The following is a 21,375-nucleotide window of genomic DNA, read 5'->3' on the forward strand; positions in this document are numbered from 1 at the left end:
CTCAGCCTCTACAGCCGGTCCGCCACCTCAGTAGCTGTTCGTGGCACCAGCTCGCCCCACGGGCCTCGGTCTATGCAGGAGCTCAGACGGCTCAGGCCTATCAAGAGGTCACCATGAGGTGGGCTCGTCCCACCAACACCAACGAACGAGCAAGGCCTGGTGTTGATGCCCGACAGCGCTGAACGGCGCCGATCTACCGCCAGGCCTTCTCAGCCCAGTCATCTGCAGGCGTACGTCCAGCGCCGACGAGCACCAACATGCAGGTCGGGGTGATGGCCCACGGGCGCCAAGACGTGCCCAGTCTGTCCGTAGGCCTCAAAGGCCAGGCCGAACCGCATGCATCCACCTGGCACCCGCGCGGCCATCACCGCTTGAGCGTCCAACTCGACCGCTCTAACTACGAATTAGGTCATCTGATCGCGGACCGCGGCGTCGGCGAGTTCGGGGTACTGGGTGCGGATGGTGGGCAGCCGGAGCATCCGGCATGCCTGGTCCACGGCGGTGTCGGCGGCCTGTTCGGTCAGTCCGCGGTTGCGCTTGGCGGTCACGGTGCCTCTTCCTGGTATGCCTGGCCGTCGGCGGGACGCCGGCGGAATCGCAGCAGCTGGTCGTAGGCGGCCACCGACGGCAGCGGCCTGGGGTCGGGCGGCAGCGCGGCCAGGCGCCGCTCGGTCAGCGAGGTCACCGTCGCCCCGCCGTCCACCCGGCGGCGCGGGGTGTCCTGGTCGGCCCGCTGTTCGGCGCCCTGGTCGGCCTCGCCCCACTTGCGGGCCTCCAGGGCGACCGCGTCGGCGGTCAGCGCGCCGGCCCGCAGCGCGGTCGCGATCCCGGCGACCACGTGCTCGTGGACCATGTGCCGGTGCAGCAGCAGGACGGAGATGAGCGCCCGGGTGCCCTCCGCGTCGCCGTGGGCGGTGCAGGCCGCTTGCCACCAGGCGTCGTGCACCGGGGTGAACTTGCCCCCGACCGGGCCTGATCCAGCGCGGTCGCCCCGGGCAGCGCCCCCGGTTTGCGGACCAGTGCCTCCAGGTAGTGGTCCAGCTCCAGGCGGGAGCCGCCCTTGGCGATCAGCCGCTCGTGGCGGGCGACTTCCTTGTGCGCGTCGTAGACCACCAGCTCGGAGGCGTGCAGCACGACTCGCACCATCCGGCCGATCAACCGCACCGGCACCGAGTAGTGGTTGGTGCGCACGCTGACCTGTTCTCTGAACTTCGTAGTCGGATGCCGCGATCCTCATCGGGGCCATGACTCAGGGCAGGTGCTCGCGTACTTCAGTCCATGTGATGAGCTGGTCCTTGTCAGGTCCCGGCGGCAGGAAGTCCAACAGCCGGTCCAGGTGAGCCGTCTTGCTCTTGTAGCGGCGAAGTTCGCCGATCCGCTCGATCGGGAGGTCGCTCCAGTTCGTGGACAGCGCTGTGACCTCGCTAGGGTCAAGGACGAGCGCTGCGAGCGTGTCCGCGGCGAGGACTTCGGGATCCCAGTCTGAATCGGTGTCCGGGCCAAGGTGATCGATGATCCAGGTGCGTAGCGCGAAGTTCTGGCGGGTCTTGCGGTCGTGACTCCACGGGGTGTCGCCGGGCAGACGTGCATTGGCGTTCAAGGACAGCTTGGCCCAGCGCAGTCGGACGTGCCGTGCCTCGTCGGATCGGTAGGCGTGGGATTGGGCGACGACTCTGATTCGCTCCAGCTCATGGCTCTGTTGTGTGGCGGTGAAAGCTTCGAGGCGGTCGACTGTCCAGGTGCTGATGTCTCGGATCGGTTTGTCGCGATCGGTGTCGTTGCTCAACGTTCCTCGTTTCGGACGGCAGGAAAGCCGAGGTCGACGGTGGCGCCGGCAAGGGAACTCCGGTCGATCTGCGCGATCTTGTCATTGGCCCCGGCCAGGCTGGCCTGCAGGCCCTCGACCTCGCCGAGCCAGCCTTCGCGTTCGGCTTCGGAGATGCGCGCGATGAGGTTGTCGCGGATCTCCGTGATGCGAAAGCGCTGGTCAGGGTCTGGCCAGTGCATCGAACATCGCAGACAAGCGTGCTCATGAATACAAGGGGTCGAGAAAGCACGGCCGCAGAGCCCGGTGGCGACCTTGCGCCGCTCGAAGTGGCCGAGGAACTCCTGCCACTCGGAGTCGGTGGGGGTGCGGTATTCCTCGCTGGGACGCAAGGATCTGCGGCGGGCGAGGAAGGCCAAATGGGCTCTGATGGTCTCCTCCGGATAGACCGCCTTGTATCCGATCGTCACCGCTATGTCCTGGTGCCCGGCGATCACCTGGGCGATGTGCGGGGGCAGGCCGTTGAGGATGGCGTCGGTGATGAAGATTCGGCGGAAGTCGTGTGGGGTGTAGTGCAGTGGGGTGCCGTCGGCCTGGTCGACCAGGCCGGTGCGCGACAGGGCATCATCCAGCAATGCGCTGACACGCTCGCGGGCGATGCGCTGCGGTTCGGCGGCGACGCAGCGCTGGAACAGCAGCGGGGCCGGCGGCATCCAGACGTGTTCGTGGTAGTCCCGGGCGCGGACCAATGGGACAGCGCCGCCAACGTCGCGGATCCGGCAGATGATCGCGCTGAGCACGTCGGCCAGTTCGGGGCTGACCACCAGCAGCCGTTCGGCGTCTGTCTTGGACGGGGCGATCTGCAGCAGGGGGACGATCTCTCCGGTGGTCGGGAGCCGGTATTGGACCAGGCTGTGGTGGCTCAGTTCCAGCATCTCCTCGGCGCGGACGCCGGTGTGCCGCAGGACCTCGATGATGGCCCAGGCCCAGAAGGCGTTGTCTTCCTCGCGGTTGAGCAGTCGCCGCTGTCCGGTGGCCAGGTCCTCGGACCAGACGTTGTCCGGGTTCGCGTGCGGGCGGTGGATCCGAATCAGGGTCTGACCGGCGGCGCTGAACTGTTGCCCGGGGCGGGCCTGTCGTCCGGCGGCGAGCAGGGCTGCTGAATCCCGGCGTTGCTGGTCGGCGGAGCGGACGAGGATCGGCAGCACGGGGAGCCGTTCGCGGGTGCGGGCGTCCATCCGGGCTTTGCGCCGCCGGGTGGTCTTGCGTCGGCTCAGGTCCTGCTGGTTGACGGGGCAGGGCGCGACCCACTGTCCCCAGCGGCCGGGGTCCTCAAGGGCCCACTGGGCCAGATCGAGGTAGAACGCTCGGACGCAGGCCAGGGTGTCCTGGTAGCCGAGCCGTTCGACGGCGACCTCGACCCTGTCGCCGCTGCCGGTGGTGGTCGTGGTCCGCCGTGTGCGCAGGCGCTGCTTCCAGGTGGCGGCGACGTCGGTGGCGAGACGCAGCGAGGCGATGCCGGGAGGGTGCAGTTCCAGGTCCTGCCAGAAGCACTTGGCCAGCTGGTAGGTGTGCCCGCGTAGCGTGCCGTAGTCCAGGGCGGGCTGTCGTTCCTTGAGGTACTCCACCAGCAGATCGCGGATCGGACGGCAGGCGATCGGATAGCGGTCGACGAGCTCCTCGACTGGACGCTGGCCGATGCTTCGGATCTCCCGCAGCGTAGGGACGCCGGCGCCGAAGACGCCGGTCTCGCGCAGCGCCCGGAACGTCGCCGAGCCGGAGCGCCGGCTTCCACGCAACTGGGCCTCGACTGCCAGAACGTCCAGCAGGTCCCCGACCACGATGTCGGCCACCGTCCCGCCCTTGGCGGCGATGATGACCGCGGTGCGGAACAAGGCGGCGCGGCGGGCCATGTCGCTGATCCCGGGATCGGCCTGGCAGAAACTGTCCAGCCGGGCGAAGCCGTCGGCGTCGCGGGAGCGGATCATGTTCCGGGCGAGTTTGCGCTTCCTGCCCCCGGTGAGCAACCAGCCCAGCGAGGGCCGGATGACGTCGGCACCGACCATGACGACCAGCGAGCTGGTCATGGTCTCCAGCCGGGTCCGCGAGAACTTGTCGTGCCGCTCCAGCCAGCTCGCCGGGCCGTCGGCCCACCGCTCACCAGCCGCATCGGCGCCGCTGGCGTGCCAGCGCTGGTGCCAGGTCCGGCCCGGTTGTTCCTGCAACCAGTCCAGCATCAGGCCGCGCCGACGGAAGTCGTGGTTGCGAGAATCCTCCTGCCGCGGCGTCGCCTCGCCCCACATCCGCAGTACTCCGTCGCGGTCCATCCCGGCGGCAGACCAGTGCGCTGGAACGGGACGCGGCGGGAACTTCTCGGCCTGCTGTTCGGCCGACAGATGGGGCCGGGAGACCACCGGTGCAGCAGCGAGGCGTTCGGCGGCGATCACGCGATCCCCTTGCCGAACAGCACGTCCATCGTCTCCGGCCGATAGCCCGGCGCCGGAGCGGGCGCCTTCCGCTCGGCCGCCTGCCGACTCTGCTCGGCGTGGTGGGCCAGGACCCGACGGATCACGTCTTCCTTGCGGGGCGTCAGGTAAAGCTGGGTCGTGGTGAGCTGAGCATGCCCCAGGACGAGCTGAACGTCCGTCAGCGGAAGCGCCGGGTCCTCTGCCATCCGGAATGCCGCGGTATGGCGAAGAGCGTGGAGCGTCGCCGAGGTTCCCACCAGCTGATTCACCCGCTCGAACATGCGGTGTACCGCATGATAGGTCAGCGGGCGGACCGGGCGTCGAAGCGTCCACCACAGCGGCAGACGGCGGCCCTTCGGGATGAGGTCGCCCATCTGGACCTGGTAGAGCCGCAACCAGACGAACGCGTCGGTGGACGCCGGGAGTTCCTGAACTGCACCCGTGCCCTTGCGGACCACCGAGATCAGCTGCCGCCCGGGTTCGACCCCGCCTTGCAGCGTCGACAACAGTTCCGAGGCCCGCGCCCCAGTGGACACGTAGAACGCGACCAACGCCCGGTCCCGGTGCGAGGGGAGCTTGGCGAAGATCCCGTTGAACTCCTCGTCCGGGATACTGCGCGGAATACGCTTCGGGACCCGGGGCCGGTAGAGACCTGTCCGCTCCTTGCGGTACGGCTCCATCGGATTGTGGTGCGCGTTCACTCGGCCGCTGCGGCGCGAGCGGTCCAGCGGGAACGGGTTGGACAGAATGGGCCCGGTGGCCGTGTCCAGGTGAAAGGCGTAGAAGCAGCGCAGCACTGTCTCGTTGTGCGCCCGCACCGAGGCCGCATACGGCTTTGCTGTGCCTGGCGACGGCTCCGATGGCAGCCCGGAGCGCCAGTGCGGACGATCGGGCTGTCCGTTGATCAACAGCCACCGGCAGAAGTCCCTCGCTTCGAGTCGCGAGGCGCGGTCCCACGACACCTCGATCGCCCACAGGAAGCGGAACCAACGCAGCAGGTCCATCCCGTAGGAGCGCACCGTCGACTCGGTGCGGCCAGCTGCCTGCAGGTCACGGAAGTAGTCCGTCACCGCCTGGACACCAGCGCCGCTCGGGTCGAGCAGACGATACGGCTCCCATCGGCTTCCGGTCGCCAGCAACGACCCGACCCCAGGAACGACCAACGCAGCCAGATCTCGGTGCTCTTCCTCGTCTCCGATCACGAGCAGGAAACGTAGACCCTGGAACACGAATCCGTCCCCTGAACTGCGGAATCTCTGGTTGTAGTTCAGTCAACAGAAGGCTGTAGCGGTCCACCCGCAGCGAGGACACCAGCCCGGTCTCGAACTCCTCCTCCGGCAGCGCCACCAGCAGTGGGCGCTCGACGGCGAACATCTCGCCGATGGTCAGCGCCCGCTGCATGATCCGGCGGGCGTCGTCCTCCTCATCCCAGCGCTCCACCATCGCGTTCAGCTCCGCCAGCGAGGCGACCTTCGGGACGGGGACCAGGTGGTTTCTGCGGAACCAGCCGATCTGCCCCTCGACGCCGCCCTTCTCGTGAGCGCCCTCGATGCCGGGATTGCAGTAGAAACTGTTGATCGAGAAGTGGGACCGGAAGGCCGTCCAGCGGTCGCTTTCCACCCGTCCCCGGGTGCGGCCCAGCACCTGGCTGACCGCGGCGCGCAAGTTGTCGTAGCGGACCTTGCCGCGCGGCACGCCGCCCAGCACTTGAAGCGCGTGGACGTGGCCTTCCAGGAACGCTTCTTGCCCGCACGAAGCGAAGATCTTGTGCACGGCCTTCCCACTGAACGAAAGGCGCAGCGAGAACAGGAACACCTTGGTAGGCACGCCGTCCAGGTGGATCCACACGTCCCCGAAGTCGACCTCCGCCTCGTCACCGGGGCGGTGGGTCTGCGGCACGAACGCCTGCGGCGGCCCCCGGCCCTCCTCCACCCGGATCTCCGGACGCCGCACGGCGATGTAGGCGCGGACCATCGAATACGTCACGCCCTGGGCGTCGTGCTCGTCGATCAGCCGGTCGAAGACCCGCTTGACGGTGTGCCGCTGCTTGCGCGGCGCGTCAAGGTCATCCCGCAGGATCTGGTCGATCGTCGCCTTGAACGCATCCAGGCGCGAGATCCGGGGCGGAAGCTGCTTGCGCGGCGCCGGCCACACCGACTCCAACGCCATCGCGACCGTCCGCCGGCCCACCCCGTACTTCGCCGACAAAGCCCTGCTGGACAGCCCTTCGACCCGAGCGTCATGGCGGATCGCCGCGTACAACTCGACCTTCGAAAGGGGCACTTGAGCCACCCAGGGCTAGCTGATGCACCCCGATACTCCCACCGCAAGGCCCCCAGTGGAGTCAAAACTCACCGACATCAACTCTCGGCCCACAGCACTGGAGTCAAAATCCACCCACCACTGGCCTCAAAACTCACCTACAAAGCCAGCCCCTGGAGCTGCGTACAAACTGACCTACGTCCCCACCGGCAAGGTGCTCGACGTCAACGGCTTCTCCGCGACCGTCGGGCTCCAGCTCCAGCAGTGGACATCCACCGGTGGCACCAACCAGCAGTGGTACCTGCAGCCCAACAGCGAGGGGTACTTCACCATCGTCAGCCACGACAGCGGGCTGGTGGCGGACGACAACGGCTGGGACACCAGCGAGGCCGCCAAGGTCGTGCAGTACACCGCCGGCGGCGGCGCCAACCAGCAGTGGCAGTTGATACCGGCGTGATCCGTTCCCAACCAGCACCGCAGCCTGACGGCTGAGCATCCCCCGGGCTGCTGACCACTGGTCAGCAGCCCGGGCCGGTTGCGGCTGCGAGCTGCGGATCCTCTTCCTTCACATCGGGGAGGGCAGCCCGGATCCCTGCGACCCGCAGCCGGAAGCCATGAACGCCCCTCACCCTCCACAAGCGGCCGGAATCGACTCAACGGTTCCCGCACCCGCACGCACTTTCGCGCCCCCGCCGCCCCGGGCACCTCTCCGGTCCCCCATCGAACGCACCGGTGAGGCCGCCCCTGACCAAGCCGGCCGTACCGAGTCGAGGGAAGGGCGCAGCGTGTGATCAGTGCGTGTGTGCGTCAGTGACGGTGTCGGGGAGTTGCAGCGCGGCTGCGAGCACGGGCGCGATCGGTCCGGCCAGGCGGCGGGAGAGGTGGGACGCGCCTGCGTGGGGGATGAGCACGGGGGTGTGGAAGCACGGTTCTGGACATCGCTGTGCCGGTCCCAGGAAGAGGCACCCGACACCACTTGGGGTACACCTGTCTGCCGAATTATGCAGGCTCAATTTCTCTCACAGTTTCGTCAGAGATAACGACCAGCGGCCAGAACCGGGGGTAGTACTGCTGTTGCTACCCCCGCGACTGGCAGCTGCCGTGTCTACTGGAGGAAGATCAGGCACGCAAAGGATCCGGCGAGTAGCTGGCCCCGCAGCGCCGCAGACCCCGAACCGGAGACTGCCAGAAGCCGTTGTACAACCGAATCTGAGGCTTAGAAACCGTAATGATCACGAAGCCCGTGCCTGCTCTGCTATGCGCCCCACCTGCTCACAACCCGCCCAGCCGCACGACCCCGGAATTTGCAACCGCCCTGGCCTGACCGGCTACCTCACTTCAGAAGAGCCGCATGCAAAAAGGTACGATCGCGCACAACTCCGCAAGGATTTGAGTTAGTTGCCACAGGTGCCGATAGCATTCAAAATCGCCGGGTGCACGCAGTGCGTCACAATCCATTCGCACCCTCTCAGATAATCCCTCCCTTAGGAAAGCGACAGGCACTTATGAGTACGGCAACCGACGTTCCCATGGCCGATGTGCGCGACATGTATGTCGCGCACACCGTGTTCCGCCGCGAGTTCGGCCTCGCCCCGGGGCTCATACGCGGTGTCAGCAACGGTGACACCACACGCTCCAAAATTGTGGCAGCGCATCTCGACATCGTCCTCGGGATGTTGCTGACCCACCACGAGGGCGAGGACCTGCTGGTGTGGCCCAGGCTGCTGGAGCGCGTCAGCGAGGAGATCGCTCCGGTGGTCCACCTGATGGAGGAGCACCACGGGAGGATGCACACTCTTTGCGACGAACTGATCGCGCAGCTGAAGTCCTGGCGTTCCAACGCCTCCTCGGGCGAGGGCGAAACGGTCGCCGCCACCTGCGAACGGCTCAACGAGGTCCTTTTCGAGCACATGGGCCTCGAGGAGAAGAAGATCCTGCCGCTCGCGGCGAAGTACATCACCGCCAAGGAGTGGCACGAGTTCAGCGAGCACGCCCTGGCCGAGACACCCAAGAAGAACCTGCCGCTGGGCCTCGGACTGGCGCTTTACGAAGGCGATCCCGAGGTCATGAAGGGCGTCCTGATGGGCGCTCCTCTTCCCCTCCGTCTCATCATGCCCGTCATCAGCCGCCGCCTCTTCCGGTCTCACGCGAAAAAGGTCCACGGGACCCCTACCCCGCCCCGCGCGAGCGCCTGACGTGAAGGACGAGCACGAGTTCTCCGACGCGGGCGGACTGCCGTCTGACGCTTCCGTCGGCCTGCGGCCCCGGCCCTGACCCGGGCTCCGCGACCGTCTCGTCGCCGGACTGGATCTCCGTCATCGCCTCCCGGGTGATCCCCCTGGGCCCCGTCGAGTGCCCAGATCGCCCCGGCTGGGGTGTTGATCTTGGTGGTGGGTCCCGGAAGCAGGTGAACACGGCGCCCGTGGATCATGTGGTTCTCTACGCTGCAAGATCCACGAAGGTGCCGTGTTCGTTCCTCCATCATCCCCAGTCGCTGTCCCCAGGCCTCATGCGCCCTGCCTGGAAGGCCTCGGCGAGGGTGCCGCCAAGGAGCAAGTCCGCTGCCTGGTCGCCGAGTTCGAGTCGGTCTGTGATCCGAGGGGGGCTTGCGGAGTGCGGTACCGGCTCTCCTCGCTGCCGGCCCTGGTGGTCTGCGCGATGACCCCGTCCGACCACGACTCGATCACCGCGGCGGCGGAGTGGTGCCGGCGTGCGACGCCGGAGGAACTGCCCGCCCTCGGGCTGCCCAACCTCCCACTCCTTGGCCGCTACCGTGTGCTGGCTCCTCATCCTGTGTAGTCCGGGTCCGGTCCGAACCGTCCTCACGGCTCTCGCAACGGTCACACCTTCCTTTCACGAACCCTCTCCAGGCCCTTCGACGCACCTGCTTCAGCAGTTGTTCGCCATTGCTGTTTGAGGCACAAGCCCGTCCGCGCCGACTACCTCGACAGCGTCGTCTGGGACCACATCATCGGCATGATCGCCGACCCGCACCTGATACGGTCCGAGATCGACAAGCGGCTGGACCGCGCCCGCACCAGCGACCCCGCCACCCGCCAGCGCAGCCGACTCGAACTGGCCCTGGCCAAGGCCACGGAAACAATCACGCGCATGATCGAAGCGTTCCAGGAACAGCTGATCACCCTCGATGAACTGTGGGCCAGGATGCCCGGCCTGCGGGCCCGGGAGAGCAACCTGCGCGGCCAATTCGACGCGCTGGACGCCCAGCTCGCCGACCGTGATGCCTACCTCAAGCTTGCCGACGACCTCGAAGGCTTCCTCGCCCAGCGCCACATCGCGGAGTTGCAGAGGACACACCGCGAGGCCCTGGACCGGTTCGAGGCCGCGCTCGCGCAGGACGCTACGGGCGGGGTGGCGATCGTCAAGAAGAACGGTAAGGGATGGATCAAGGTCTCGCCGCATCTACAGCCAGCTGAAGTCCTGTTCGGCCTCCGAGGTCGCCTCGATGATCGAGGACGTGCTGCGGCACTGCACCGACATGGAGGTCGACCGGCAGTACACCGACACCCACGGTGCCTCCATCGTCGGGTTCGCGTTCGCGCACTTGCTGGACTTCAAGCTGATGCCGAGGCTGAAGAACATCGGGCGGGCGAGGCTGTACCGGCCAGCCGCGGGCGAGGACAAGAACTGACCGAACCTGGCCCCGGTACTCTCCACCCGCACCATCGACTGGGACCTCATCGCCCGGCAGTACGACCAGATCGTGAAGTACACCACCACGCTCAGGGTGGGCAGCGCCGAGGCCGAACAGGTCCTGCGCCGCTTCACAAAGGGCGGCCCCAAGCACCGACCTACCAGGCGATCGAGGAGCTGGGGCGCATGGTGCGCACGGCGTGGGACTGTAAAACGTTCGGTGTAACTCCCGATCATGGAAGATGCATCGATGACCAGCAACAACGTGACTGAGCCCGAGGCCGTCGAGCCGTCTGAGGCGCCGGCGAAGTCTGTGGACAACCGACTGATTGACGAGCTGGTGGGCCGGGCTCAGGCCGAGGGCCTTCAGCTGACCGGCGAGGGCGGGCTGCTCCAGCAGCTGACCAAGCGGCTCCTGGAGTCCGCTCTCGAGGGTGAGATCACCGACCATCTCGGCTATGACAAACACGATCCGGCCGGGAAGAACGGCGGCAACTCACGGAACGGCACCCGGGCCAAGACCGTGTTGACCGATGTCGGCCCGGTGGAGATAGCCGTGCCCCGCGACCGGGAAGGCAGCTTCGAGCCGAAGATCGTCAAGAAGCGGCAGAAGCGTCTGTCCGGCGTGGACGAGATGGTCATCTCGCTCGCGGCGAAGGGCCTGACGACCGGTGAGGTCCAGGCCCACCTGGCCGAAGTCTATGGGGCCGAGGTGTCCCGGCAGACGATCTCAACGATCACCGACAAGGTTCTCGACGGGATGGCCGAATGGCAGAACCGGCCCCTCGACGCCGTCTATCCCGTGATCTTCATTGACGCCATCCACGTGAAGATCCGTGACGGGGCGGTTGCCAACAGGCCCATTTACGTGGCCCTGGCGGTCACTGTCGAGGGTCGGCGGGACATCCTCGGGCTGTGGGCGGGCGACGGCGGCGAGGGCGCCAAGCACTGGATGCACATCCTCACCGAGATCAAGAATCGCGGTGTGAACGACGTCCTCATGCTGGTCTGCGACGGGCTCAAGGGCCTGCCTGACGCGGTCGAGGCCGTCTGGCCCCGCACCACGGTCCAGACCTGCGTGGTGCACCTGCTGCGGAACTCATTCCGTTATGCCGCCCGCCAGGACTGGGACAAGATCGCCCGCGTCCTCAAGCCCGTCTACACCGCGGCGACCGAGGAGGCCGCACTCGAGCGGTTCGCCGAGTTCGCCGATGCCTGGGGCCGGAAGTATCCGGCGATCGTGCGGCTCTGGGAGAACGCGTGGGAGGAGTTCACCCCGTTCCTCCGCTTCGACACCGAGATCCGGCGCATCGTCTGCACCACCAACGCGATCGAGTCCGTCAACGCCAGGATCCGGCGGGCGGTCAAAGCCCGCGGACATTTCCCCACCGAGCAGGCCGCATTGAAGTGCGTCTACATGGCCATCACGTCCCTGGACCCCACCGGCAAGGGACAAGCCCGCTGGACCATGCGCTGGAAGACCGCACTCAACGCCTTCGACATCACCTTCGACGGCCGCCTCTCGGCAGCCCGTCAGTAACTCCAACAACCCCAGTTACACCGCTCGTTTGACAGACCCCACGGCGTTCATCTGCTGCTACCTGTCGGATGCGCAGATGCGCAAAGAGATCGGCGGGGGCTTGCAGGTGGTGGAGAACTGGAACTCGGCGAACTCCGACCTGCTCTACGGTAAGGACGGCGACCTGACGGGTGCGGACAAGGAGAGCCAGGAGGTCTCCATGCTCGCCCTGCATCTTTTGCAGAGCAGTCTCGTGCATGCCAATACCTTGCTCGTCCAGCAGGTTCTGGCCGACCCGAAGTGGGCGGACACGCTCACCGAGGCGGACCGGCGAGGGCTGTCACCGCTGTTCTGGACCTATGTGAACCCATATGGCCGGTTCGAACTGGGTATGAACAGCCGTCTGACCTGGACCTCGCGGCCACCGGGGCCACGGTGCCCGGCCCGCGCAGTCCACAGGGCGAGTTGGTCGGCGCTCCGAGCTGAGGTCAGACGCGGAGCAGGTTGGTCGAGACGGTCCAGAGGCGTTTGGCAGTGGCGGGATCGAGCGCCCATTCCTTGACACCGTGCGGGTGCTGCGCGAGGGCGGCGTCGTTCCGCACGGTGTAGGCCTCTTGCGCATCGTCGAGGTAGTGGCCTCCGGAGTGAGCGAACTCGGGGGCGACGGCCGCGACGATGCTGGTGGCGGCTCCCTGCTCGACCGTCTTGTAGGTGAAGACTCCGGCGGCCTCGGCCGCGTCGAGCGACTCCTTCTGTTCTGTTGTGAAGTTCCGCTGCAGTCCCGTCGCGATACCACCGGGGTTCACCGCATTGGCGACGATGCCGTCGGACGCCCAGAGGCGGGTCGCCTCGACGGCGAAGAGCGAGTTCGCCGTCTTCGACTGGGCGTAGGCAATCTGCGGGTCGTAGTCGCGACGCTCGAAGTGGAGGTCGTCGAAGTCGATGCCGGAACGCATGTGCGCCGTCGAACTGACCGAGACGATGCGTGCTCCGTCGCGGTCGGACGCTCCCAGGGCCAGGGCGTCGTGAAGGCCGGTTGCCAGAGCGAAGTGGCCGAGATGGTTGGTCGCGAATTGCAGCTCCCAGCCCTCACGCGTTCGTTCGAGGCCGCTGGTGACTACGCCCGCGTTGTTGATCAGCAGGTGAAGCGGGCCGCTCCACGCGTCGACGAACTGTGTGACGGTGGTCCGGTCGGCGAGGTCCAGCCGGACGACTCGGGGCCGGATCCCTCCGGTCGACTTCTCGATCGCCTCGGCGACGGCGTCACCTGCGGTCGTGTTCCGGACGGCGAGCGTCACTTCCGCCCCGGCAGCGGTCAGCACCCGAGCCTTCTCGATCCCGAGTCCGGAGGAGGCTCCCGTCACGATCGCGCGGACGCCGGTGAGATCGGCGCCCCGCAGCACCTCGTCCGCGGCGCTGGAGGCGGTGAAGGGCGTGGAGATGAGTTTGCGAGTGTTCATGGCGCGACTATACGCACTAGACTAAATTTGTATAGTGCGGTTCTCGCTCGTATGCTCGTTCCATGAGCAGTCCCGACGCTGGCCACCCGCCGTCGACAGTCGCTGATGCCGACCGTCGAAGCATGGTTCTGGAGTCCACCATGGCCACGTTCGCGCGATTCGGTTACCGGAAGACCTCAATGGAGGAGGTGGCGCGGGCGGCGCGCATCTCCCGGCCCGGGCTCTACTTCCTCTTTTCCTCGAAGGAGACCCTGTTCCGTGCTGCGGTCACCCAGGCCCTGGAGCGGGACATCACCGCGGTCGAACAGGTCCTGGCCGACAGCGGCCGCCCCCTTTCAGAGCGCCTCGTCGAAGCGTTCGACCAGTGGGCGGGCCGCTATATCGGCCCGCTGACGCGCGATGTCGCGGCGGTTATCGAGGACAATCCCGACCTCCTCGGGGAGATCGTCGAGACCACGCCGCGACGTTTCGAGGAACTGATCACCGACGCGATCGCCGTCGAGTCAGGACATGAGGCGGCCTCCTTTGTCGCACAGACGATGATCAGCGCATCGATCGGCCTCAAGCATCAGGCCCCATCACGGGAGTTCTACCTCGAACGGCTGAAGGTCGCCATCGGTCTCCTGGTGGGCTGACAACGCTCCCGGCTTCCTCCTACGACCGCGGTCTCGGACGCGACGGGCCAAGCCCCGGTCCGCCCATCAAAGCCGGCTCGGCAGATCACGCGAGGCCGGACAGCACCGGCCGTCCGGTGAGTGTGGCCCTCGGCTGCGTGCACCGTGCCGGACCGCGTCAGCGCCCTCAAAGGCAGCTGCCGACGCAGCATGCGGTTCTCCGTCATCGACTGGTACAGCGCGCCGATCGGTACCTCGACGTCGCCCTTGTGCTGAGCGGTCTGCGCCTCGAAGGGGCGTCGCTGAGACATACGACGAAGAGGCAACGTCTGTTCTGGCCAGCACCAATCACTCACCGTGAAGCTGTGACGCGGCTTCTCACAAATGATCCCTTTCTCGGAGCAAGACCAAGAACAGTCGGCGGGAGCGGTCCGGGTCGCGGATTCACTGTCGCAACTCGTTCTCACTCAAAAGTGGAACCAGGCGCGTTCTGGGAAATTTTTGTGGCAGCACACAGGGTCATGACGGAACCTCAGATCGCACCCACGTCCGAAGCGGACGACGTCGAGCGCCGCCCCTGCCCACGTTGTAACGCTCAGCCAGGCTGACGCTGACGCTCACGCTCCGGGGCGGTCGCCGGCACTTACCGCATCGGCCGCTTCACCAAGGTGCCCCGTCCATACCCGGCCAGTTCGTCCCCGGCGTCCGCGCCGCGTTGCTGACCACCGCAGCACTGACACGGCAGCTGTAGTTCGTGAGAGAGAGCGCTGCACCTGGTAACTCCCAGCCGTCTGCGGCGGGGTTCAGCCAACCCCGTCGCAGTGCGCCACCGGGTGCGTCTCCAGCTCCGGAGCGGCCAGCAGATCGGCGATCAGTGCCTGGTGCCCGCCGACGTAGGTACTTACCAAGTCCACGTCACCGCCCAGGCACCAGGCACGGTCCTGTGGCCACCAGAGGTCGGGCAGTTCGGCGAACTCGTCCAGAGACACCGGCGAGACGGCATCGGCCAGCGTCCCGGCAAGCAGCACTTCGTCCCGGCCGGGAGTCTCGAAGGAAGGGACTTGGCCGAAGTCCCACCGTCCGTAGCCGCTCCACAAACCGAACCAGCAGCGCTCGGAAGTCCGGGTGTGCCGAGCCAGGATGGGGATCAGGGACTGGGCGACAGCGGGCGGAGTCGGACCTTCCGTCGGATGCTCGTCCCAGACACCGGGCAGGCCGTACCCGGCGGTGTTGTGGTAGTCGCGGTCCATGCCGATCAGCTCATGCCAGTCTGTGCCCGGTGTCACCTCGCGCTGGTAGGCGGCAGCCACCGCCGTCCACCGCACCGGCCGCTCACTCAGGGAAGCGGGATGCAGAACCCGGGCGTAAGCGGCGAATCCGGGCGCGGCGACGCCCGCCACCGTTCCGAAGTTGCCGTGCTCTGGGACACGCTCGGTGAGCCAGCGGGCCGGGCCGAGATCGACGGTCTGCACGCGCAGGCGTCCATACCATTCGGGAGCGGGATCCCGGTCCACCGGTCGATAGTTGTCCATCCCGCACAGTCTGCCTGGCCGGCCGCTGGTGACACCTACCGTGCGTCGGCACGTTCCTGTCATGCGATGGCCACTGCCGTCACGTTGTTCCAGCGGCGGTGGCAGTCGGCTGCTCGATGCTGGTGTCGGTGCGGCGCCAGTGTGACCAGCGCAGGGCATGCGCCGGGTCGGTGTCCTGGTGGGGCCGGGGCAGGGCGAACACCCGGAACAGGGCGAGGAGTTCACGCGGACTGACGGGCACCATGGCCAACTCGTCGGCGAGTTCGGCCCGGTCGCGTTGCCGCTCGTGGAGGGCCCCGACGGCGAGGAGGGTGTGGGCGAGCATGCTCATCAGGCTCCAGCGGTGCCAGGATGTCCAGCAGGTGACCTGGCCGGTGTCGAGGTGGGCCAGGCCCTTGGCCTGCTGGAAGTCCTCCTCGACGCGCCAACGACGGCAGACCGCGCTGACCCCGTCGAAGAACTCGCCCCACAGAGCGTGCGCTGACGTGGCCCGCACGGCCACCGAGTCTTGACTCGTCGTCACAAACGATCACGATGCAGGTGGCCGTACCTCTGCCGGCAGACACCCCACCCACCCTGCTGACCGGCGACGACGTCTCACGCCTCACGAACTACAGCTGCCGTGACTGAGCTTACGAAAATCTTGTATGAGCCGAGAGCCACACCCATCGGTGATCGTCAGTTGCACAGCGACAAGCAGGGGTAGGTGAGGCCGGCCGGTAGCCGGGTCACAGTCCTCGATCAGGGCTGGAGACTGAGGGGTCTCGCGGTTTCCGGACAGGCTTCTGACCGTCTATTTCATGCGGCGATTCGCAACTTCTCGTACTCGGCGTGGACTTCGCGCGGAGGGCGGTAACCCACCGCCGAGTGGAGGCGCTTGCGATTGTACCAGAATTCGATGTAGCGAGTGATGTCCTGCCGGGCGGCCTCGCGGGTCAGGTAAGTCACCCTTGATACGCGCTCATTCTTCAGGGCGCCGAAAAATGATTCGGCCATGGCGTTGTCGAAACAGATTCCGGTGCGGCCAGATGATCTGCGGAGCCCGAACCGGTCGAGCGTCCTCCCGAACTCGGATGACATGTAGTTGCTGCCCCGGTCGGAGTGAAATATCGCGCCGGCCGAGAGCTTCCTGTTCCGTGCCGCGTTGCGGATCGCCCTGGATATCAACGGAGTTTGGTAGTGGTCGTCCATTGCGTAGCCGATCACTTCCTTCGTGCAACAGTCGATGACTGTCGCGAGGTACAGCCAGCCTTCCCCGGTCGCGATATAGGTAATGTCGCCGACGAGCTTTTCACCAGGCGCAGCCGCGGTGAAGTCGCGGCCGACGAGGTCTGGCACCAAGCCAGCCGCAGTCTGAGTGAGGTTGAACCTCTTCGGGCGTGGCTGGCAAGGCACCAGGTCCAGTTCACGCATGAGGCGGCGGACCAGCTCCACGCCCGCGGCGACGCCCCAGCGGTCCAGCTGGGCCTGGACGCGCCGGTGCCCGTAGGTGCTGTCGGACATGTCGAAGACCTTCTCGATGAGCAGTTTCAATTCTTCGCGCCGCTGGACTGTCGCGGATTCCGGGCGGGATCTCCAGTCGTAGTAGCCGGATCTGGATACGCCGAGCCGACCGCACATGAACTCGACGCTGTATGCGTACTCCTCGGTGTCGAGCCGCATCTCGTCGATGAACTCGTACTTGCCTGCTACCGGGGATCCTTCGCGAAGTACGCTGCGGCTTTTTTCAGGAAAGAATTTTCCATCTCCAGCTCACGGTTACGTCGTTCGAGTTCCCTCAGGCGTGCCCGCTCGTTCACCGTCAGTTCCGCGTCGGGAGCCGGTTCCTGCTGCTTCTGATGCTTCTTCACCCAGCCGCGTAGCGTCTCCGAGTTCAGCTCAAGCTCCCGGGCGACTTCGGAGATCGTCTTGCTCGACCTCAACGCGATCTGGACGGCTTCCTCACGGAACTCCGGCGAGTACTTACTGGGTGGCGCCACTTCTTCCTCGTTTCCTTGTCCAGGACAACCCTATTGGGTGCCTGTCCGGAAACTTCGGGGCCCCTCAGACCTCTGGATCAGGGCGGGTCAGGCTGTTTCCCGGCAGATGACAGGCCGCACGTAGAGCATCCAGCTTCTCTGCGTCAGTGGTCTCGGCCGCAGCCGCACACGTGAGGATCCGGAGGTCGGTGCCGGCAGGCATCAGGACATCGACGTCGAGGGTGATGTCACCCACCCGTGGATGTTCGATGGTCTTGCGGTCGCCGGCCCAGGGGGTGGCAGTGCCGTTGAACCACAGTCGGGTGAACGCTGGTTCCCGTCGAAGCATGCCTTCGACGAGTGAGGCAAGACGTTCGTCCTGGGGATGGGCGGCCGCCGTCACACGCAGGTCGGCGACGAGGTCCTCCTCTTCCGCTTCGCTGCCTCTCCATGACCAGACGGGATATGCCGCAATCGGGTCACGGTCTCGGTTGGCTCTCGTCTGGAACATCCCGGCGACGAGATTGCGTCCCTCCCAGCCGTACGCGCGGGGATCGCCGGCCGTGGCCGTCCACATCTTGTTCCAGCCGATGAGGGTCCAGTCAGCGGCGAAGATCCCGGCGGGAGTCGCTCCCAACTGATGGACCAGTCGCTGCACGCTCGGGGGTATGTCTCTGGAGACGTTCCCGGCGGAGGGCGGTGCGAGTTGGGCGCAGCGGAACAGATGGTCACGCTCGGACGGGTCGAGGCGCAGTGCTCTGGCCAGAGCGGTGACCACTTGGGCCGAGGGGTTGCGAGCGCGGCCCTGTTCCAGCAGCACCAGGTAGTCGACCGATATGCCTGCCAGACGGGCCAGTTCTTCACGACGCAGTCCAGGGACGCGCCGCTCCCCGCCGGCCTCCAGGCCAATGTCCTGCGGTGACATACGCTCACGCCAGCCGCGCAGAGTCATGCCAAAGTGATTCATCGTCGCCATGCGGACCATCGTCGTCCAGATGCCACGGACGACACGAAGCTTGTGTTACCGCATAACGGATCTGTTACACGGAGTCGAGTCCTGACCGCCCGGGTCGGGATACGGCCCGCCGTACGGCAGAGCGTCGCCGGACGCGTCGGGGCACCATTCCGGAGAAGCGCGATCAGATCGCCAACCGCAAGAAGCGCGGTTCTCGCGGCGGCCGTCCGCCGAAGTTCGACCCGGTCGACTACAAGGAACGCCACGCGGTGGAGTGCGGCATCAACCGCCTCACAAGACACCGCATCGCCGCGAGATACGACAGGCTTGCCGTCCGTTACGAAGCGACCGTACTGGTCGCCACCATCAACGAGTGGCTGTAGGAATCCGACGAAAGCCGAGGGCCGGTGGGGGCCCGCAAACCAGTCGAGAAGGCCTTTGCGGGCTGTCACCCTGGCCAGATGTTGCTCAAGCTGACCGGATCCAGCGGGGCAGGCAAGACCACGCTCGCCTTCGCCCTAGCCCTGCCCTTGGAGTTGGTTGGAGCAACGCCGTGGGTGGTACTGCTTGTACCTACCCTGCCCCCTAGGCCGCTGCCGCCCCCGTAGAGGATGATCGGCACGCGAAGGGCCCGGCGAGTTCGTCGACCACGGTCGTCGGATCTTCATGACGTGAGACGGCGGCGCCGCCCCGCTCGCGGCCGGGGCCATGCTCCTCATGGAACCGACCAACAGCCCTGGAGTCGCCCCGCGCGCGACAACCGGGCCCGACGCGCCGTGGAAAGCGGCTGCTTCCGGGCCCTTCGCTGCCAAAATGCTCCTCAACCAGTCGTAGGCGAAGGGCCGTTGGGCGTGCGGTCGGCCGGAGGAACCCCGTGGCGCCGTCGGCCGGATCGGTCTGAAGCAGAGAAAAGGAACCCACGGTGTCCGACGAAGGACGGCTGATCGCCGGCCGATACCTCATCCTCGACCGCATCGGCCGGGGCGGCATGGCCACCGTCTGGCGCGCCCACGACGAACTCCTCGGCCGCCAGGTCGCCGTGAAGAAGCTCCACTCCCAGCCCCAACTCGCCGACGCCGAACTCGCCACCCTCTTCGAACGCGCCCGGCGCGAGGCGCGCAGCGCCGCCCGGATCAGCCACCCGAACGTCGTTGTCGTCCACGACGTCGTGGACGACGAGGGCCGGCCCACCATCGTGATGGAGTACGTGCGCTCCACCACCCTCGCCGACCGGATCAAGGAGTACGGCACGGTCCCGCTCGACGAGGTCGCCCGGATCGGCCGGGGCGTGATCGCCGCGTTGCGGGCCGCGCACCGGGCAGGGGTCCTGCACCGGGATGTGAAACCGGCCAACGTGCTGCTCGCCGAGGACGGCCGCGTGGTCCTCACCGACTTCGGCATCGCCCAGGCCGTCGAGACCTCGGCGCTCACCCGCACCGGCCAACTCGTGGGGTCGGTCGACTTCATGGCCCCCGAACGCCTCGTCGGCGCCGAACCGGGGCCGGAGGCCGACCTGTGGGCGCTGGGCGCAATGCTCTTCGAGGCCGTCGAGGGCCGCTCACCGTTCCTCCGGAAATCTGCGGCGCAGACGATGTACGCCATCGCCATGGAGCCGGCCCCCGAGGTGCGCCGCGCCGGGCCCCTCACCCCGCTGATCCAGGGCCTGCTCGTGGCCAAACCGGCCGACCGGCTGTCGGCCGAGGACGCCGAACGCATGCTGCGAAGACCGGCAGGCGCAGCGGGGCCCTCTGTTGTTCCACCCGCCGCCCACCCCGTGGCCGTGGCCGACGACGCTCCGGCTCCGGCTCCGGCCGCGAACCCAGTGCCCGAGTCCGCATCGCCATCGCCATCGCCATCGCCATCGCCATCGCCATCGCCATCGCCATCGCCATCGCCATCGGGGTTCAACGCGGACCGCGGAACCGACGATGCCTCCGCAGCCGAGCCACCCGTAGAACCTCCACAGCCCGATACGACCGACCAACAGGCGCACCGGCCCCCAGGCCGTTCGAAGAAGCCGGTCGTGCTCGCCGCGGCCGTCGCCACGGCGCTGTTGATCACGATCGCCGTACTGCTGACCAACCTGCCAACGGGGAAGAGCAGCGTCAGCGCCCCCGCGTCCGACGGCCCGCTCGCGGCCGACAACCCCACCCAGCAGTCCACGGACACATCCGCACCCACGGTCTCCTCCCCCACGGCGTCCCGCTCCGCGAGTTCCGGCGCCAAGTCTCCGACGCCGCACACCTCTTCGAAGCCGACGTCCACAACCGTGCAGCAGGACTCAGAGCCGGAGTCCGGAGGCAATGCCGGATCCGAGGAAAGCGGATCCGGTGCAACGGTCGACCCGGCCGTCGGCCGTGCCCTGGTGGTCCCCGCCACGCAGAAGTGCCTGAGCGGCGGCGCCGGGACCGAGGGAATCCAGCTGGTCCATGTCGCCTGCGACGGCTCCGCGGGGCAACGCTGGCAGACCGGATCGGGCGGCACCTTCCGCTCGTTGGGGAAATGCATGACCGTGGCCGGCGGAGCGAGCGAGGACCGGACCGAGATCCAGCTGACCGGCTGCAGCGGAGACGCCGACCAGCGATTCCACTTCTCCGGCACAGAGTTGGTGGCCGATCAGTCACAGAAATGCGTCACCGTTTTCGGCGGCACGAGCGGCACAGTGGTGGTCCTGTGGGAATGCAGCGGCTGGGACAACCAGGCCTGGACACTCCGATGACCAGGCAGGCTGGGCGTCAGCATGCGCTCGCACAGCACCCTTATCGTCTCAACACCGTCTGCCGTACGTGTCGACTCCAGGAGCCGCAGCAGGTCGGAACGGGACCAGGCCATCGCGCCCTCCTCCGGCCGAACTGCCCGTTCACCAGGGAGACTTGCGCGATGGCCTGCCCTCACTCAGCGAGCGATAACGGCCGGCTGACCGGATGCACCACTCGACGGGAGGCCGCCCGGCACGCCGTATCGCGGGTATTCCCTGTCTCATCGGTTCCTCTCTGCCCGCGTCCGGTCTCACCGAAGTACTCGGCGGCCTCCCGCGGCACGGTGTCGGGCCGTGTAGTCCCGAGGCCAGAACCGTCCTGGTCGGCCCGTCGGCCCCGAGGCTCGGAAACTGTCAGGTGGTACTGCTGGTCCCAGCCTCGCGTCTGGTGGCGTCGGGTTCCCGCAGAGGACCATGAAGATCCGAGCCC

The 21,375-nt window shown here is 67.0% G+C and carries 17 protein-coding genes and 3 pseudogenes; 8 read left to right on the plus strand and 12 right to left on the minus strand.

Going from position 1 to position 21,375, the window contains the following annotated elements; all coding sequences use genetic code 11:
• Positions 1-407: 407 nt before the first annotated feature.
• From OG241_RS00510 to istA, 6 genes and pseudogenes are all read right to left on the minus strand, one after another.
• Positions 408-548: pseudogene (locus OG241_RS00510) on the minus strand (AAA family ATPase); the annotation flags it as partial.
• Positions 545-946 (minus strand): hypothetical protein, encoded by a 402-nt coding sequence (locus OG241_RS00515; protein ID WP_405812742.1) that lies wholly within the window; start codon positions 944-946, stop codon positions 545-547. The gene OG241_RS00515 and the pseudogene OG241_RS00510, both read right to left, overlap by 4 nt.
• Before the next feature lie 303 nt (positions 947-1,249).
• Positions 1,250-1,786 carry a hypothetical protein gene (locus OG241_RS00520; RefSeq protein ID WP_405812743.1) on the minus strand — a complete coding sequence of 179 codons (537 nt, stop codon included), beginning with the start codon at positions 1,784-1,786 and terminating at the stop codon, positions 1,250-1,252.
• Positions 1,783-4,212 carry a tyrosine-type recombinase/integrase gene (locus OG241_RS00525; RefSeq protein ID WP_405812744.1) on the minus strand — a complete coding sequence of 810 codons (2,430 nt, stop codon included), beginning with the start codon at positions 4,210-4,212 and terminating at the stop codon, positions 1,783-1,785. Before OG241_RS00525 ends, OG241_RS00520 begins: the two co-directional genes overlap by 4 nt.
• Positions 4,209-5,396, minus strand: a complete 1,188-nt coding sequence (locus OG241_RS00530) for a tyrosine-type recombinase/integrase (protein WP_405825977.1) — start codon at positions 5,394-5,396, stop codon at positions 4,209-4,211. Before OG241_RS00530 ends, OG241_RS00525 begins: the two co-directional genes overlap by 4 nt.
• Positions 5,284-6,495, minus strand: a complete 1,212-nt coding sequence (gene istA, locus OG241_RS00535; protein ID WP_405812746.1) for an IS21 family transposase — start codon at positions 6,493-6,495, stop codon at positions 5,284-5,286. The genes OG241_RS00530 and istA overlap by 113 nt, the downstream gene beginning before the upstream one ends.
• Before the next feature lie 43 nt (positions 6,496-6,538).
• On the opposite strand from istA, the gene OG241_RS00540 reads away from it, so the two are divergent.
• The 3 genes and pseudogenes from OG241_RS00540 to OG241_RS00550 form a co-directional block, all read left to right on the plus strand.
• Positions 6,539-6,952, plus strand: coding sequence for an RICIN domain-containing protein (locus tag OG241_RS00540; RefSeq protein ID WP_405812748.1), 414 nt, complete (start codon positions 6,539-6,541; stop codon positions 6,950-6,952).
• A gap of 1,048 nt (positions 6,953-8,000) precedes the next feature.
• Positions 8,001-8,690, plus strand: coding sequence for a hemerythrin domain-containing protein (locus OG241_RS00545; protein ID WP_405812750.1), 690 nt, complete (start codon positions 8,001-8,003; stop codon positions 8,688-8,690).
• 271 nt (positions 8,691-8,961) lie between these two features.
• A pseudogene (locus OG241_RS00550) lies at positions 8,962-9,273 on the plus strand (ISAs1 family transposase); the annotation flags it as partial.
• Between the two features lie 111 nt (positions 9,274-9,384).
• Here the strand turns inward: OG241_RS00550 and OG241_RS00555 are convergent.
• Complete coding sequence (locus tag OG241_RS00555; RefSeq protein WP_405826880.1) at positions 9,385-9,918, minus strand: hypothetical protein; 534 nt, start codon at positions 9,916-9,918, stop codon at positions 9,385-9,387.
• Between OG241_RS00555 and OG241_RS00560 the strand changes: the two are divergent.
• From OG241_RS00560 to OG241_RS00570, 3 genes and pseudogenes are all read left to right on the plus strand, one after another.
• Positions 9,917-10,362, plus strand: a pseudogene (locus OG241_RS00560) (Tn3 family transposase); the annotation flags it as partial. The gene OG241_RS00555 and the pseudogene OG241_RS00560 overlap by 2 nt on opposite strands.
• 37 nt (positions 10,363-10,399) lie before the next feature.
• Positions 10,400-11,689 carry an IS256 family transposase gene (locus OG241_RS00565; protein ID WP_405812607.1) on the plus strand — a complete coding sequence of 430 codons (1,290 nt, stop codon included), beginning with the start codon at positions 10,400-10,402 and terminating at the stop codon, positions 11,687-11,689.
• Positions 11,690-11,717: 28 nt separating this feature from the next.
• Entirely contained in the window at positions 11,718-12,230 is a 513-nt protein-coding gene (locus OG241_RS00570) for a Tn3 family transposase (protein ID WP_405812752.1), read from the plus strand.
• On the opposite strand, the gene OG241_RS00575 is transcribed toward OG241_RS00570, so the two are convergent.
• Complete coding sequence (locus OG241_RS00575) at positions 12,157-13,128, minus strand: SDR family NAD(P)-dependent oxidoreductase (RefSeq protein WP_405812753.1); 972 nt, start codon at positions 13,126-13,128, stop codon at positions 12,157-12,159. The two genes, OG241_RS00570 and OG241_RS00575, sit on opposite strands and share 74 nt — an antisense overlap.
• A 62-nt stretch (positions 13,129-13,190) precedes the next feature.
• Between OG241_RS00575 and OG241_RS00580 the strand changes: the two genes are divergently transcribed.
• Complete coding sequence (locus tag OG241_RS00580; protein WP_405812755.1) at positions 13,191-13,763, plus strand: TetR/AcrR family transcriptional regulator; 573 nt, start codon at positions 13,191-13,193, stop codon at positions 13,761-13,763.
• 782 nt (positions 13,764-14,545) lie between these two features.
• Here OG241_RS00580 and OG241_RS00585 read toward each other — a convergent pair.
• The 4 genes from OG241_RS00585 to OG241_RS00600 all read right to left on the minus strand — a co-directional run bounded on the left by OG241_RS00585 (position 14,546) and on the right by OG241_RS00600 (position 18,208).
• Positions 14,546-15,274, minus strand: a complete 729-nt coding sequence (locus OG241_RS00585) for a hypothetical protein (protein WP_405812757.1) — start codon at positions 15,272-15,274, stop codon at positions 14,546-14,548.
• 79 nt (positions 15,275-15,353) lie between these two features.
• The gene (locus tag OG241_RS00590) at positions 15,354-15,797 is read right to left on the minus strand and encodes a hypothetical protein (protein ID WP_405812758.1); all 444 of its coding nucleotides are present in this window, start codon (positions 15,795-15,797) and stop codon (positions 15,354-15,356) included.
• Positions 15,798-16,072: 275 nt separating this feature from the next.
• Positions 16,073-17,253 (minus strand): IS3 family transposase gene (locus OG241_RS00595; protein WP_405812709.1). Its coding sequence is split into 2 segments (ribosomal slippage): positions 16,073-16,989 and positions 16,989-17,253, totalling 1,182 coding nucleotides; the frame shifts between segments, so codons are not numbered across the junction.
• A 64-nt stretch (positions 17,254-17,317) separates the two neighbouring features.
• On the minus strand, positions 17,318-18,208 hold the full coding sequence (locus tag OG241_RS00600; RefSeq protein ID WP_405812759.1) for a helix-turn-helix transcriptional regulator: 891 nt from the start codon (positions 18,206-18,208) through the stop codon (positions 17,318-17,320).
• Between the two features lie 901 nt (positions 18,209-19,109).
• Between OG241_RS00600 and OG241_RS00605 the strand changes: the two genes are divergently transcribed.
• Entirely contained in the window at positions 19,110-20,906 is a 1,797-nt protein-coding gene (locus OG241_RS00605; RefSeq protein WP_405812761.1) for a serine/threonine protein kinase, read from the plus strand.
• Positions 20,907-21,375 lie beyond the last annotated feature (469 nt).

This window comes from Streptomyces sp. NBC_01390, assembly GCF_045040105.1.
In the GTDB taxonomy this organism is placed as follows: domain Bacteria; phylum Actinomycetota; class Actinomycetes; order Streptomycetales; family Streptomycetaceae; genus Streptomyces.